General features: G+C 62.1%; 8 protein-coding genes. 7 read left to right on the top strand and 1 reads right to left on the bottom strand.

Annotated features, from left to right (window positions below; genetic code table 11):
• The first annotated feature begins 25 nt into the window (after positions 1-25).
• The 3 genes from FTE24_RS12460 (at position 26) to FTE24_RS12450 (ending at position 4,832) form a co-directional block, all read left to right on the top strand.
• The gene (locus tag FTE24_RS12460) at positions 26-2,350 is read left to right on the top strand and encodes a DUF6055 domain-containing protein (protein WP_150233636.1); all 2,325 of its coding nucleotides are present in this window, start codon (positions 26-28) and stop codon (positions 2,348-2,350) included.
• A 279-nt stretch (positions 2,351-2,629) separates the two neighbouring features.
• On the top strand, positions 2,630-3,562 hold the full coding sequence (locus FTE24_RS12455) for a manganese-dependent inorganic pyrophosphatase (protein ID WP_150233634.1): 933 nt from the start codon (positions 2,630-2,632) through the stop codon (positions 3,560-3,562).
• A gap of 511 nt (positions 3,563-4,073) precedes the next feature.
• Complete coding sequence (locus FTE24_RS12450; protein ID WP_141448119.1) at positions 4,074-4,832, top strand: DeoR/GlpR family DNA-binding transcription regulator; 759 nt, start codon at positions 4,074-4,076, stop codon at positions 4,830-4,832.
• Positions 4,833-4,989: 157 nt separating this feature from the next.
• On the opposite strand, the gene FTE24_RS12445 is transcribed toward FTE24_RS12450, so the two are convergent.
• Positions 4,990-7,401, bottom strand: coding sequence for a putative bifunctional diguanylate cyclase/phosphodiesterase (locus FTE24_RS12445; protein WP_150233631.1), 2,412 nt, complete (start codon positions 7,399-7,401; stop codon positions 4,990-4,992).
• Between the two features lie 237 nt (positions 7,402-7,638).
• Here FTE24_RS12445 and FTE24_RS12440 point away from each other — a divergent pair, with 237 nt between their 5' ends.
• From FTE24_RS12440 to FTE24_RS12425, 4 genes are all read left to right on the top strand, one after another.
• The gene (locus FTE24_RS12440) at positions 7,639-10,758 is read left to right on the top strand and encodes a PAS domain S-box protein (protein ID WP_150233629.1); all 3,120 of its coding nucleotides are present in this window, start codon (positions 7,639-7,641) and stop codon (positions 10,756-10,758) included.
• 196 nt (positions 10,759-10,954) lie between these two features.
• Positions 10,955-11,737: an NAD-dependent epimerase/dehydratase family protein gene (locus FTE24_RS12435; RefSeq protein ID WP_150233627.1), complete on the top strand. Its 783-nt coding sequence runs from the start codon at positions 10,955-10,957 to the stop codon at positions 11,735-11,737.
• A 25-nt stretch (positions 11,738-11,762) separates the two neighbouring features.
• On the top strand, positions 11,763-13,394 hold the full coding sequence (locus tag FTE24_RS12430; protein ID WP_150233625.1) for an FxLYD domain-containing protein: 1,632 nt from the start codon (positions 11,763-11,765) through the stop codon (positions 13,392-13,394).
• A 14-nt stretch (positions 13,395-13,408) separates the two neighbouring features.
• Positions 13,409-14,848, top strand: coding sequence for a S1C family serine protease (locus FTE24_RS12425; RefSeq protein WP_150233623.1), 1,440 nt, complete (start codon positions 13,409-13,411; stop codon positions 14,846-14,848).
• Positions 14,849-14,878 lie beyond the last annotated feature (30 nt).

The following is a 14,878-nucleotide window of genomic DNA, read 5'->3' as shown; positions in this document are numbered from 1 at the left end:
CATTATTACAGAGGAGGATGAAATCATGGACAGCAGAAATTTCCGCACGGATCGAAAAGTCGAACAAAAATGGAGGAGAAGCGGGGTAGCGGCTTTGACCGCGCTGCTGGCCGTGACAGGGAGTCTGGCAGCCGTTCCGGCCCGGGCCGAGGGTGTGCCGGTATCCGGCGCGCGGCAGATCGCGGCCCAAGCGGACGCGGGTACGTCCGCAGCCGCCCACGCCGTGCGCGGCGTACGCAACGACGGGCAGACTGTGTCGGCCGCGAACGCGAACCATTACGAGACGGAACATTTTCAGATCCTCTGGGGAAACGGCGGGAAGCATGAACAGGTCACGCCGGAGCTGCTCCAAGAAAGCGGGCGAACGCTGGAAGCCTGCTGGGAAGTCTATGTGGACGTCCTGAAGATGCGGCCGTCTTTGGCTTCGGTCAACGGGGCAGCCGATCCGGCCCGAACGTACAAGATGAACGTGATCGTTATGGAGACCGGGCTTCCGAAGTACGAACAAGGCTGGGCGTTCGCCGGTATCGATTCCGACGGCTATCCGTACATCATGGCAGCGCCGGACGCGCTGCGCGGCGATTCCGTCCTGCCGCACGAACTCGGCCATGCGATCCAGTTCGCGCACGGTCGGAACAGCTGGAGAAACAGTGGGTATCTCGGTCCGTGGTACGAGCCTGTCGCCAACTGGTTCCGCGAAGAATACGTCGCCAGCCAGCTGTACAAGCGCGGCGGATCGACGGGCCGACCGGAATTGACGTTCCCGTATTTGGCGGCGTCTTCGCTCACTCCGGTCAACGGACGCGCCTACTACGAAGCGTGGCCGATCCTGAAATATCTGGAAGAGAATCCGGACGACCTGGCCGGGTACGGCACCGGCTTCATCGCCGAGCTGCTGGCTTCGGGCAATCCGGACCATTTGCAGGAATCGTTCTACGAACTGCTCGCGCGCACCAATCCCAAGACCGATATCCAAACCGCGATCGGACGTTATGCCGCGCATATGGCTACGTTCGATTTTCGCGAGAAAAAAGTGTACAACAACGAGGTGAAGCGTCTGCTGCAGGATGGCGGACTCTACTGGCAGCAGTTATACACGATGATGAACGCCGTAAGCGGGGAGCCGAACACGTATGCCGTTCCGTCCGAACGCGCCCCGCAGGCCGCCGGCTACAACGTCATTCCGCTCGACGCGACGATACCGGCGGGCCGGGCTTCGGTCTCGGTCAAAGCGACGCTGAACGGATCGACCCAGACGCCCGGCGCAGGCTGGACGGCGTATCTGGTCGCCGAGAACGCAAGCGGGGTCAGCCGCTACAGCGAGGCCTTCGAAAGCGGCGGCTCGGCCGAACTGACGGTGCATGCCGGGGAGAAAGCGTACGTCAGCGTGGCGGCCACGCCTACGCTTGAGAGCATGAGCGCTGTCAAGATCGGGATCGCAAGCTGGAACGGAGCCTTTTCCGAGAAAAAGGTACCGTTCGAGTCCAAGCCTCAATATCCGTATACGCTCAAGCTTGATGGGGCGCAGCCGCAAACGCGCGGGATCGAGGGAGGCGCGGAGCATACGGTCGCGAAGAATCCGGTCGCGGAAGACAGGTTCACGGAGGACACGGAAGACAGGTTCGCGGAGGACACGGAAGATAGGTTCGCGGAGGACGAGTTCACAGAGTATACGGACGTGGAGGATACGTTCGGTGAGGACGCGGAAGACAGGTTCACGGAAGATACATTCGGGGAGGATGCGGGATATGCGCATCCGAACGGCGGCGGCTTCGTCGCCGCCGGCGCAAGCGTGGACGAGAGCGTCTACGTCGGTCCGAACGCCCGGGTGCTTGACCGGGCAGTCGTGAAGGGCACCGCGCGCATCGAAGATAAAGCCGTCGTGCGCGGCGAAGCAACGGTCAGCGGCAGCGCCCGCATCACGAACCATGCGCTCGTGCAGGGCGGCGCCCAGGTCGAAGGGTCCGCCGTCGTGAGCGGGTACGCGATCGTCGACGAATCGGCGTTGGTCAAGGATCAGGCGCGTGTGGGCGACCAGGCGATCGTCCGCGGCGAAGCGGTCGTATCCGGCAGCGGGCAGGTTCTGGAAAGCGCCCAAGCCTCGGGCTACTACGAGATCGGCGGGAATGCCGTCGTGAAAGGTCTTTCGCTCGTCGCAGGCGGCAGCGCGAGCGCCCACGGCGGAGCGCAGGGCAATGCCGTGACGTACGGCGACTTTTTCGACAATCAAGGCTATACGCTCACCGGCGGAGCATTCTCGGGCTACCAAAGCGTGCAGGCTTCCGTGGAAACGTTTAAGGACGGATACGCGAAAAAAAGCGGCGGCGGCTATGAGCGGGGAACGAAGTGACGGAGTGAGCGGCCGGAGCTTGGCGGATCGCGGCGGTCGGAAGCGCGAAGCAGCGGGAGCTGACTGGACGCCTGCGAACGCTGACGGGTTCTGACCGGATACGGACCGGATACCGGACGAGCGCTGGACAGGTCGGTTTTTAATCGGAAAAACAGGCGGTTCTGCGTGCTCGACGTTCCTTTTTTGTGAAACGCCGACAATCGACGTGTTACGGTGCGGGAATTAATGATATAATTAGCATCGGAATTCAGGAGATAAGTTCAGAGGAGGCGTTAAAACATGGCAAAGGTATTGGTTTTCGGTCACAAGAATCCGGATACGGACACGATTGCTTCGGCAATCGCGTACGCGGAATTGAAAAAGCAGCTGGGCGTGGACGCGGAAGCGGTCCGTCTGGGCGAAGTTAACGGCGAAACGGCTTACGCGCTGAAGCATTTCGGCATCGAAGCTCCGCGTCTCGTGGAGACGGTGGCAGACCAGTCCGAAGGCGTCATTCTCGTCGACCATAACGAAAGCCAGCAGAGCGCGGCGGACATCGCGAACGCGCATGTGCTTGAAGTCATCGACCATCACCGCATCGCGAACTTCGAGACGGCTCACCCGCTCTACTATCGCGCCGAGCCTGTGGGCTGCACCGCGACGATCCTGAACAAATTGTACAAAGAGAACGGCGTCGAGATCCGCAAAGAGATCGCGGGCCTCATGCTGTCCGCGATCGTGTCGGACTCCCTGCTGTTCAAATCGCCGACCTGCACCGAGCAGGACGTGGCGGCAGCCAAGGAACTGGCGGCAATCGCGGGCGTCGACGTCGACGTATACGGCCTCGACATGCTCAAAGCCGGCGCCGACCTGAGCGGCAAGACGGCGCAGGACCTCATCTCTATCGATGCCAAAGAATTCACGATGGGCGGCAGCAAAGTCGAAATCGCGCAGATTAACGCGGTCGACGTGGACGAAGTTCTGCTGCAGCAGGCCGAGCTCGAAGAAGCGCTCAAAGCAAAGATCGTCGACAAAGGACTGTCCCTGTTCGTTCTGGCGATTACGGACATCCTTAACAACGACTCCGTCGCGATCGCGATCGGCAGCAAGACCGATGCCGTGGAACGCGCCTACGGCGTGACGCTTGAGAACAACAAAGCGCTGCTCAAAGGCGTCGTCTCCCGCAAATCGCAGATCGTACCGGTTCTGACGAAAGCTTTCGAAGAAGCGTGAGCTTCGCTTGAGGGTTTGAGCGCTTCGGCTGCCCGCGTGCAACCGGGGCAGCAGGTGACAGGCGGTTACCGCCGCAATTAAATATTCGATCAAGCAAGGAGCGGCGTGCCACACGCCGCTTTTTGCGTTTTTTTGGAACGAGGCAGCCGCATCGCCCTACTCGAAAATAACGGCACAGATCCACTTATTTTCGCCCGATCGGCCGATTTTGCTCAAATAACGGCCTGACGACAACTCATCGACCGTTATGCGCGCCGGATCGTATTTTTTACGCCAAATAACGGCTGCTGCGCAGTTATTCGAAGCCTCCCCGGCAAACGTCTCAAAACAAGTGCGCTCACGCAGCTAATTCGGACTCCGTCTTCTTCTGTCCGCGCCGATTGCGCTTTTCCCGCAACCTTTCATCCCCTATACTGAAAACAGAACGAACAACGCGCAGAAACGGGCTGGGCGTATCCGCCAAACGGTCGATCCACGCAAGAGACGAACGAAAGAAGCGAGGAGATTGCATATGCTGGGATTTGAACGCCGGGAGAAAATTATCGAATTTTTGCGCCGGGACCAAAAAGTATTCGTGGCGGCGCTGAGCTCCCTGTTCGAGGTGACGGAAGAGACGATTCGCCGCGATCTGGAGAAGCTGGAAAAGGAAGGCATGGTCACGCGTACGTACGGCGGGGCCGTGCTGAATATTCATACGAACGAAGATTTGTCCTACCAGACCCGTCACACGACCAACCTGCCGGAGAAAAACGAGATCGCCCGCAAGCTGGCCCGGCTCGTGTCCGACGGCGATACGCTGATGGCCGATCCGAGCTCGACCGTGTTCGAGGCGCTGCGGGAATTGGGCAATACGAAGAAAAATTTGACCGTCATTACCAATTCGAGCATCATTTTCACCGAATATGCGAAGCTTGGCCATACGGTGATCTCGACGGGAGGCACGCTGCGCCCGCATTCCAACTCGCTGGTCGGCGCGGTCGCGAACGAGACGGCGTCGAAGTACGTCGTCGATACGGCGCTGTTCAGCTGCAAAGGGCTGTCGGCCGAATACGGCGTAACCGATTCGAACGAGCCCGAGAGCGAGTTGAAAAAAGTGATGCTGAAGCAGGCGCGCAAAACGGTGCTGCTGGCGGACCACACGAAATTCGACCAAGTGGCGTTCGTCAAGCTGTTCGATCTCGGCGCCGTCGATTATGTGGTCACGGATCGCCGTCCGTCGGACGAGTGGATGGAGCGGCTGGAGCTTGGCGGCGTCGAAGTGCTGTATTGACCGATTTTTCGTTTTTTGGAAAGCCGCGGCGCCGCGGAGAGCGGGTTGAGAACCGTTTGGCGCCGCGCGGCAAAAAGGCCGCCCGCGTCGTCGATCGACGCCGGGCGGCCTTTTGATGCAGCAGGGTTGTGCGGGAAAGCGGCTTGCGCAGGCCGGCTCAGGAGCCGAGCTTGCGCTGATCGAAGCCGAGCGCGTAGAAGTCTTCGGCCGCGACCGGCTTGCCGTAATAGAAGCCCTGGGCCGTAAAGCAGCGCAGGCTGCGCAGCAGATCGACCTGTTCTTCATGCTCGATGCCTTCGGCGATGATGCGAAGGTCGAGCTGCCGGGCCATGCTTAGAATCATCTCGACGATAGCGAGGCTGTTGGCGTGCGTGGCGATGCCTTTGATAAACGAGCGGTCGATCTTCAGGCAGTCGATCGGCAGCATCTGCAAATAGCTCAGCGAGCTGTAACCGGTGCCGAAATCGTCCAGGCTGATCGAGATGCCGGCCTGCTTGAGACGGCCGAGAATCTCGATGACCTGCTCTTCGTTGTTCATCATCGCGCTCTCGGTCACTTCAAGTTCCAGCAGCTTCGTATCGTAGTTCAACTCGGCCAGCGTCGACAGGATGCTCTCGACGATATCGGTCTGCATGAGATGGATCTGCGACAGATTGACTGCCACGGGAACAGGCGGGTGTCCTTCCCGCATCCACTGCTGCATCTGCAGGCAGGCGGTGCGCAGCACCCAGCGCTCCATCGGTACGATCAGGCCGGTCTCCTCGGCGATCGAGATGAATTTGAGCGGCGGGACCATGCCGAGCTTCGGATGGTTCCAGCGCACGAGCGCTTCGAGGCCGACCAGCTCTTCGGTGCGGATATCGACTTTGGGCTGGTAGAACAGGACCAGGTCGCCGTATTCGATCGCGGCCTGCAGGTCGCGTTCTAGGATCAGCCGCTCGTGATTTTCGAGCGCGCGGCTGCGGTCGAAAAACGCGAAGCGTCCGCCGCCGCGGCTCTGGGCGTCGAAGCGCGCCAGGTCGGCATGCTTGAACAGCGTGTCGCTGTCCGCTCCGTCCTCGGGGAAGCGGGCGATGCCGATGCTCGCCGTCAGGCTGACCATCTGCTGGCCGATCCGGAACGGCAGCGAGAATTGTTCGCTGATCCGCCGGGCCGCGCCGAGCGGATCGAGGCCGGCCGGCAGCGCGGCGATGAACTCGTCCGCCGTCGAGCGCGACAGCAGCGTGCCTTCCGGCAGCTCGCGGGCCAGAATCCGGGCCGCATGGCCGATAACTTTGTCGCCGAATTCGTGGCCGAACAGATCGTTGATCTTCTTGAAGCGATCGAAATCGATAAAGAACAGATGGAACGGCGAAGCCGAAATGTCCAGCGTCAACCGATCGACATGTTCGCGCATGTACTTGCGGTTGTTCAAGCCGGTCAATTCGTCGTGGTAAGCGAGATGGCGAATCTTTTCTTCGGTTTTCTTGCTGTTCGTTACATTTTTGGCGATACTGTAAGCGCCGGTGAAGCGGCGTTCGATCAGGATCGGCAGCGACGTCAGGTTCAGGTAAGTCTCCGATTCGCGGCCTTCGACATGCAGCTTGATGTCGATTTCGTCGGACAGTCCCCGCATCACCTTTTCGTAATGATCGAGAATTTTGTCCTGCTGGTCGGGCGTCGTCCATTCCGTCAGCATATGCAGGTCCGTGCCTTCGGGCAGACGGCTGAGCATCTCCCGGGCCCGCCCGTTCATGTCCACGATGCGTCCGCCGTCGTCGAGTGCGAACACGGCGTCGGGATTATGGGCGAACAGCGACATATAATGCGTCTCGGTCGCCTGCAGCTCCCGGTATTTGCGTTCCGCGTCTTCTTCCCGGTAGCGGTCGGTCAGAATCATGAGTCCGGCCGCTACGGCAAACAGCAGAATGTAAGGCACCAGATGGTCGGTCGCGCCGGCCAGGGACGCATCGATGTCCGGCGGCAGCGCCGACAGCGTCATCACGGCCGGGATGATCGTGATGCCTACGGCCGAGAACAGCAGGCCGGCCGGCGGGAACCGTTCGAGAATGCGGCCGGTTCGCCGCGAGACGAGCAGCGCCAGACGCACGAGCGGGAACAGGGCCGAGAACAGACCGAGCGCCGCCGTCAGCAGCACTTCGGGCCGAAGATCGACCCGTCCGAAAATAATGAATACATTCGAGTAATTGAATGCCATAATCGAGAGAGTCAGGATCGCCGCGGTACTGACAAAGTGCACGGCGCCTTTCCAGCCTTCCGCGTCGCCGGTCAGCCTAAGGGCCAGCAGGCAGATGAGCAGGCCGGCCGCGGCAGGAAACAGCAAATAGACCGGTTCGTAGGAAGCGGCCGGAACAGGCAGCACGGACAAAGTCCCGAACAGCACCGTTCCGCCGAAACAGGCAGCCATCGTAAGCAGTTGGGGCAGGCGTTCGCGCGTCGACAAATCTTTGAGGGAATGAACGCCGCCGACCGTCACCACGGCGATCATCACGCAGGCGACGATCGAGCAGAGAAGTCCCGCTGCGGCAAAGTATTCGTTCAATATAATCATCTTGGAGTAGTTGCTCATCGTTGTTCAGCTCGTTTCGTGTTAAGGTCCTTCTTCTTATATCGACGGGAAGCGGGCAAACGGATAGATGAAACGAGTCGATTCTTCAAACTCTTCGACGTAATTCGACAATGAAAAAGGGTTTGGATTTGAAAAAAATAATTGTATACTATTGGTAAAACGACCGTGCGCGGAAAGCCGGCGGCGGGAGAATCCGGTCAGCCGGGGCCGAATCTGCGGCAGAACGAGGGGAATGCAATGAGCAAGCAGCCGGAACGGGAAGACCCGATTTTTGAACGAATTTACGAGCAGTCTCCGGTCGGCATCGCCGTTCTGGCCGTCGGCAGGGGGCGGGTTCTGTACGCCAACGCCAAGTTCGGCCGGATTTTCGGCTGCGAGGCCGACGCGCTGAAGGGTCTCGAATGCGCGGATCATCTGCTCGGCGGCGATACGCCGGAATCGAAAAAGATCGATGCGGAAATACTCGAAACGTTGGCCGATCCGCAGCAGCCCCGCGAATTCGAGCGCAGATGCCGCCGAAGCGACGGCAGCTTCGTCTGGATCTCTTTTCACGTGTCCGAGTTGGATATCGCCCGCGAGCCGGGCACACGCTGCCTCGTCGTGCATGCGCTCGACGTGACGACCGAGCATCAGGACCGGCAGAAACTGATGGAGAACAGTGAAGCTTACCAGGTGCTGATGCAGGGCACGCGGGAATTGGTCACCCAGACGTCGATGGAAGGCTTCCTGCTGTACGCGTCGCCTTCGGTGAAGACGCTGATCGGCTACGACCCGGAAGAAATGGTCGGCCGGCACCGATCGGAATTTTACCATGCCGACGATGTCAATCCCGTCTCCAACCTGAAGACCCGGGATGCGCAGGGGCAGATCTTCATGCGCCGCATCAAGCACAAAGACGGCAGGTACCTGTGGTTCGAGACGATGTTCCGCATCCTGAAGGGACGCGCCGGCGAACCCGACACGATCATGGGCATCGGCCGCGACGTGACCACGCGCAAAATGTTCGAGGACATGCTCGACGAAGTGCAGCGGATCGCGCATATCGGCTCGTGGGAATGGAACCTGGCGGAAGAACGCATCCATTATTCGGAAGAAACGATGCGTATTTTCGAAGGGGAACTGGAACAGGACGAGAGCTATCCGAAGTCGCTGCTGCGGATCTTGCATCCGTCCGATCAGGCGAAGCTGCTCGATTATACGGAGCGGATGCTGCGCGGAGAAGCCGAACCTTTCGTGACGTACCGGGTTATCCTGTCCGACCGCACGGTCAAAACGATTCGCAGCCAGTACGAGCTGTGGCGCGGGCCGGGCGGAGAAGCGCTGCGCCTGGTCGGCATGACCCAGGACATCACGCAGCAGGCGACGATCGAGAACCTGATTCGCGAGAGCGAGCAGCGCTACAAGTCGCTGTTCGACTACAACCCGTCCGGCGTATACGCCTACGATCTGGAAGGGCGGTACGTGACCGTGAACGCCAGCCAGGAGAAGCTGACCGGCTACGCGGAAGGCGAACTGATCGGCGTGCCGATCGCCGATCTGGCCGTGCCCGAGCATCGCGGCCGCGTCGAAGCGGGCTTCGACAGCGTCAAGCGCGGCGAAGCGCAGACGTACGAAGCGCGCCTTACACGCAAAGACGAGAGCCTGATCGACGTCAGCATCACGAACACGCCGATCATCGTCGACGGCCGTATCGTCGGCGCTTACGGCATCGCAAGCGATATTACCGAACGCAAGCGGCATCTGGCGCAGATCGAGAAGCTGAGCTACGAGCATACGCTGATTCTCAATTCCGTCTCCGAAGGCATCTTCGGGACGGATCTGGACGGGCGGCTCGTGTTTATCAATCCGGCGGGCGCGGAGATGCTCGGTTCGCGGCCGAACGAAGCGATCAAGGGGCTGAATCTGGCGACGATCCAGCAGACGAGCCCGGACGGCATCGAATACGATCCGTACGATTCGCCGCTTATGCGCGCGCTGCGAACGGGAGAATCGCATCAGGACATCGATTCGGTGTTCTGGCGCAGCGACGGGTCGAGCTTCCTCGCGTCGTACCGCGTGACCCCGCTGTACGATCAGGGCGAACGCAAAGGCGCGGTTGTCGTGTTCACCGACATTACCGGCGAGAAAGAGATCATTCGCGCCAAGGAATCGGCGGAGCGCGCGGACCGGGCCAAATCGGAATTCCTCGCGATCATGAGCCACGAGCTGCGCACGCCGATGAACGGCGTGATCGGCATGACGACGCTGCTCGGCGAGACGGAACTCGACGATTCGCAGCGCTCGTACGTCGAGATTATCGCCCAGAGCAGCGAGAGCCTGATGCATATCCTGAACGAGATTCTGGATTTCAGCAAAATCGAGGCCGGCAAAATGACGCTCGAAGAAGAGCCGATGCAGGTCCGCCATCTGCTGGAGCAGGCGATCGACCTGTTCTCGCCGCGCGCGTTGGAGAAAGGGCTGATCCTGAACGCGGAAGTCGCGCCTTCCGTGCCGGAAGTGCTGATCGGCGATCCGGCCAAGTTCCGCCAGGTGTTGGTGAACCTCGTCAGCAACGCGATCAAGTTCACCGAAGCGGGCGGCGTGTCGATCACGATCGAGCCCGGATTTTTCCATCATCCGAACGGGTTGACGCTGGAAGTGTCGGTGCGCGACACGGGCATCGGCATCGCGCCGGAGAAGCAGGGCCTGCTGTTCCAGTCGTTCTCCCAGATCGATCCTTCGATCAACCGGAGATACGGCGGCACGGGTCTCGGGCTGGCCATCTGCAAAAAGCTGGTCGAGCTGATGAACGGATTTATCGGCGTGCAGAGCCGGGAAGGGGAAGGCTCGAACTTCCATTTCACGCTTCCGCTCAACGTACCGGAAGAAGAACTGCCCGACGCGATCGGCGGCAAGGAAGAACTGGCCCTGCCGCTGCGGATCTCGGACAAGGAAACGGCGGAACCGTCGGCGGCGTTCGCGGCTGCCGAAGAGACGCTGCGCGTGCTGATCGCCGAAGACCATCCGGTCAACCGGCGCCTGCTCGAAGAGATGCTGATCAAGTTCGGCTGCGTCTGCGATCTGGCGGTGAACGGCCGCGAAGCTGTCGAAGCGGTATCCAGCCGCGTGTACGACCTGATATTCATGGACGTGCAGATGCCGGAGATGGACGGCGTCGCCGCGACCCGGCGAATCCGGGAGATGCGCGGGAGCCAGCAGCCGCCGATCGTGGCGGTCACCGCTTTTACGGATCGTGAGAACCGCAAGCGATGCCAGGACGCGGGCATGCAGGACTTCGTCGGCAAGCCGCTGTTCGCGGCCGAAGTGGAATCGCTCGTCGAAAAATGGAAAATACGGATCGCCCGCACGGGCGTCTGAATGTGGCGGCCAAGCCGCTCCGAACGCCCGTCCCGGGTCTGTTCGGAGCGGTTTTTTGCGTTCGGGGACCGACTGCCGCCTCCGCCGCCCGCAAGGCGGCATGCAAGATGCGCATAAAGTTTGCCGGGAGCGTCGCCAAGCGCCCGGTTTGTGGGTAATGATGCTTAATCTGCAACGTGCAAGGGAGGAAGGTCCGTTGAACAAAAAACTGCTGATTACCGGAGCATCCGGCAAGGTCGGATGGAGCCTCACGTCCAAGCTGCGCGAGACCGGCCGGTACGAGATTGCCGCGACCGACCTGGAAGCGGACGCCGGGCGCGGCATCGCGGCGCTCGACATGACGGACCCCGACGCGGTCCGGGCAGCGGCGCGCGGCATGGACGCGATTCTGCATATCGGCTGGGCCGAAGACGATGAAGATTTTCTGGGCAAAGTGCTGCCCGTCAACGTGACGGGCGCTTACCATATTTACGAAGCGGCGCGGGAATGCGGCGTGAGCCGGGTCGTGTTCGCAAGCTCCAACCACGCGACCGGCTTCTATTCGGCGGAAGAGCGGGTAGAGCCGGAAGACCCGTACCGGCCGGACAGCTTCTACGGATTGAGCAAATGCTACATCGAGCTGCTGGGGCGGCTGTACGCCGACAAGCACGGCATCTCCTCGATCAACGTCCGGATCGGCAATTACCCGGGCAACCGGCCGCCGGCGTCGAAGCGCGCTTTGAAGATTTGGATTTCCGAACGGGATCTGGCTTCCCTGTTCGCCTGCTGCGTCGACGCGGACCCTTCCCTCGATTTTTTGAGCCTGTACGGCACGTCGGCCAATGCGCACAATTATTACGACATCGGTTATCTCAAAGAATTGATCGGTTATGAGCCGCAGGACGACGCGGAAGCGCTGCGCGAAGAAGCGGAGCGGCTGTACGGCGAATTGAAAGACGACGAACTGCCGCTCCAGGGCGGCGGAATCACGCGCCGGTAACCGGCGAAGCGAGGGGGTAAGCGGGATGCGATGCATACAATGCGGGGCGGAGCTGCCGGCGGGCAGCCGGTTTTGCAGCAGCTGCGGCGCGAAGCAGCCGGGCGTGGAGGAGCGGCCGGCGGGTTCGCCGGGAGCTGAAGCGGTAGGTGCGGCTGGGCGGACGGCAGCCCCGGCCGAGAGGCGCGAAGTGGAGCATGAGGCCGAATGGCCGGAAGCGGCAGGCGCGGGCGAACCGCCGCAAGCAGGAAGCCGGGCGGACTGGCGGGAAGCCGAAGACGCAGCCAGAGCGGACAGCATAGCCGACCGGCCGGAAGCACGGCCCGCAGCGGCAGGAACGGAGTCCGCCCGGGACCCGTTCGACCGACGAGGCAGGAACTTCGGCGCGGCGGCTCCGGCCGTTCCGCCGCCCGTGGCGGAAGAGCCGATCGCCGTCCGGCTGACCCAAAGCGGGGCGAAGCCGGACGCCCCGGCGCCGGGCCGCTACGGCGCAGGCGCGGGCGAAGAAGAACCGCCGCAGATGCGTCCGGTCTCGCCGGACTCCCGGTCGGCCCGAAGTGCGTACGCGGCTCCGGCCGACCGGGACCGGTCGGGTTCGGCCGGGCGGAGCGGCCCTGCCCGCCCAGGCGGCGGGCGCAAAGCCGCGGCCTGGGTCGCGCCGACGCTGCTGGCCGTCTGCGCGGCCGGCGCGCTGGTGTGGCAGACGGGCTACGAGCGCGACGTGAGCGCCGATACGACGCAAATCCAGCGTTCGGCGGCCGATGCCGCGCTTGGCGGCAATTACGAGATCGCCGAATCGAAGCTGAGTCTGGCGCTTGCGAAGCGGCCGAACGATTCGGGCATCCGTTCCGACCTGGATACGGTCCGGACGATCCGCCGGCTCGACGACCGGCTGACCGACGCCCAGCGGCTGATCGGCACGAAGGACGCGGCCGGCGCTTCGGCCGTGCTGGACGAAGTGCAGCGAGAGCTTGCCGGCTTAAACGGCAGCGCCTACGACCGGCTGCGGGTGCAGCTCGACAAGCTGCGCGAGAAGATGGAGCTGGTCGGCATCCGCAGCGACGCGGAGCGCGCGGACAGTCTGGCCGAACTGGGCGGGCTGATGCGCACGGCGGCCGATTATCCGGCGCGGGACAAGGCGCCCGTGCTTGAAGTGATCACCGACCGGATCGTGGAGATCGGCGGCGACGAGGCCGAGCAGGCTATCGCGAGCGGCAGCTATTACGAGGCGGCCGCGGTCGTCGACGAAGCCCGCAGTTACGTGCCGGAAGCCGAGCGGCTGATCGAACTGGACAAAGAGATCTCGTCGCTTGCGTCCGACAGCGGCGGCGGCTCGGCCGGGGAGCTGATCGAGCTGCTCGGTTCCCAGCTGCAGGCCGGGACGGGCGAACTGAAGCTGAGCGATTTCGGGCAGCGGGCGCAAGGCGGCAGGGTGGCTTTCTCGGGCACGCTGACCAACGTGTCGAACACTTCGATGTCCGACCTGCTGGTCGAGTTCCGGGCTTACGACGCGCAGGGGACGTTTCTCGGCGAGGACTGGACGGAAGTGCGCCCGGGCGGGCTGAAGCCGGGCGAAGCGGCGTCTTTTGCGGACGAAGTGAAATCCGCGGGCGAAGGCGCGATCATCGTCATCGATTCCGTGAGCTGGTATAGAGAGTAGAGGGGGAAGCGGCGTTGAAAAAGCAAACGTTAATCAGCTTGATCGTCAGCGCGTCTATCGTGCTGGCCGGTTCCGCCGGTTCTTATGCCATTCACCGAAACTATTCGGCGCACGGCGGGGAAGGCGCGCTGCTGGCCGCGACTTCGGCGGCGGCTTCTTCGCCCGGCAGCGGAGGCGCCGCGGCGTCGAATACGCCCGCGAAAGAGCAGCCGGAGTCCGAAGGAGACAAAGACTCCGGCCAAGACGCGGGTCAAGGCAAGGGCCAAGATACGGGCAAGGACGCGGGCAGCGAGGCCGGCACCGAACCTGCCGTGCCCGGAGAGGCCGGCAGCGGGTCGCAAGGTGGCGAGGCGTCTTCCGGCAGCGGGCAGGGCAGCGATCTTGCCGGGCAGGGCGGCGAGCCCGACGAACCCGACGAACCCGGCGAACCGACGCTCAAGGAAATCATCTCTTCCGTCGGCGAAAAGGTCGTCATGATCGAAACGTCCGACGGCTCGATCGGCTCCGGCTTTTTGTACAATGACCGGGGCGACATCCTGACGAATGCCCATGTCGTGTCCGGCTTCACGGACGTGACGGTCACGACGTCCGGCTCCGAAGAAATGTCGGGCACGGTGATCGGCATCGGCGAAGAGACGGACGTGGCGGTCGTGCGCGTAGCCGACCTGGCCGGCGTGGAGCCGCTGGAACTCAAGCTCGAAGCCGAAGCGGAGATCGGCGACGAAGTGCTGGCGCTAGGCAGCCCGCTGGGCTTGCAGAACACCGTCACGACGGGGATCGTCAGCGGCGTCGATCGCACATTCGATATCGCGCCGTACTATTATGAAGGACTGTACCAGATCTCCGCCCCGATCGCGCCGGGCAACAGCGGAGGCCCCCTCGTCGACCGGACGACCGGGCAGGTGCTGGGCATCAATTCGGCCGTGACGGACGAAGGCGGCATCGGCTTCAGCATTCCCGTCGTCAGCATCGTCGAGTCGGCGCGCGGCTGGTCCGACGATCCGATGGATACGCTGCCGACGCCCGAAAGCGAGAGCGGCGGCAGCGGCGAGGATGCCGGAATCGGCGAAGATTACGGCCTCGAAGGCGACGATCCTGTGTATGACAGCACGGATCTGGAATACGCGGCGGAAGACGTGCTGTACGCGTTCTACGACGCGGTCTCGCTGGAAGATTACCGGACCGCGTACGATCTGCTCGGGCCGACCTGGCAGAAGAAACAGTCGTTCGAAGATTTCGAAGCCGGCTACGCCGATACGCTCGGCGTCTACCTCGACTACTGCGTCGGCGTGGAGAACACGGACGAGACGGTCACCGTGTACGTGTCGATCACGGCGGACGAGCGCGAAGGAGACGGCGCGACTTCGGTGGCGTACGATCTGGTGTATCAGGTCGGCTACGGACAAGGCGACGCGGCGGACGAACTGCAAATCATTAGCGGAGAGTCCCAGTAACGGGAACCGCCCAACGAAGGAGAATGCGAA

This window comes from Saccharibacillus sp. WB 17, from assembly GCF_008634075.2.
Taxonomy (GTDB): Bacteria; Bacillota; Bacilli; order Paenibacillales; family Paenibacillaceae; genus Saccharibacillus; species Saccharibacillus brassicae.
Note: the sequence above shows the minus strand (reverse complement) of the source record. Positions and strands in the feature narration are given on the sequence as shown.

Coding starts and splice junctions, on each gene's coding strand:
- FTE24_RS12440 (WP_150233629.1), top strand. CDS start 7,639: ATGAGCAAGCAGCCGGAACGGGAAGACCCGATTTTTGAACGAATTTAC.
- FTE24_RS12450 (WP_141448119.1), top strand. CDS start 4,074: ATGCTGGGATTTGAACGCCGGGAGAAAATTATCGAATTTTTGCGCCGG.
- FTE24_RS12460 (WP_150233636.1), top strand. CDS start 26: ATGGACAGCAGAAATTTCCGCACGGATCGAAAAGTCGAACAAAAATGG.
- FTE24_RS12430 (WP_150233625.1), top strand. CDS start 11,763: ATGCGATGCATACAATGCGGGGCGGAGCTGCCGGCGGGCAGCCGGTTT.
- FTE24_RS12455 (WP_150233634.1), top strand. CDS start 2,630: ATGGCAAAGGTATTGGTTTTCGGTCACAAGAATCCGGATACGGACACG.
- FTE24_RS12445 (WP_150233631.1), bottom strand. CDS start 7,401: ATGAGCAACTACTCCAAGATGATTATATTGAACGAATACTTTGCCGCA.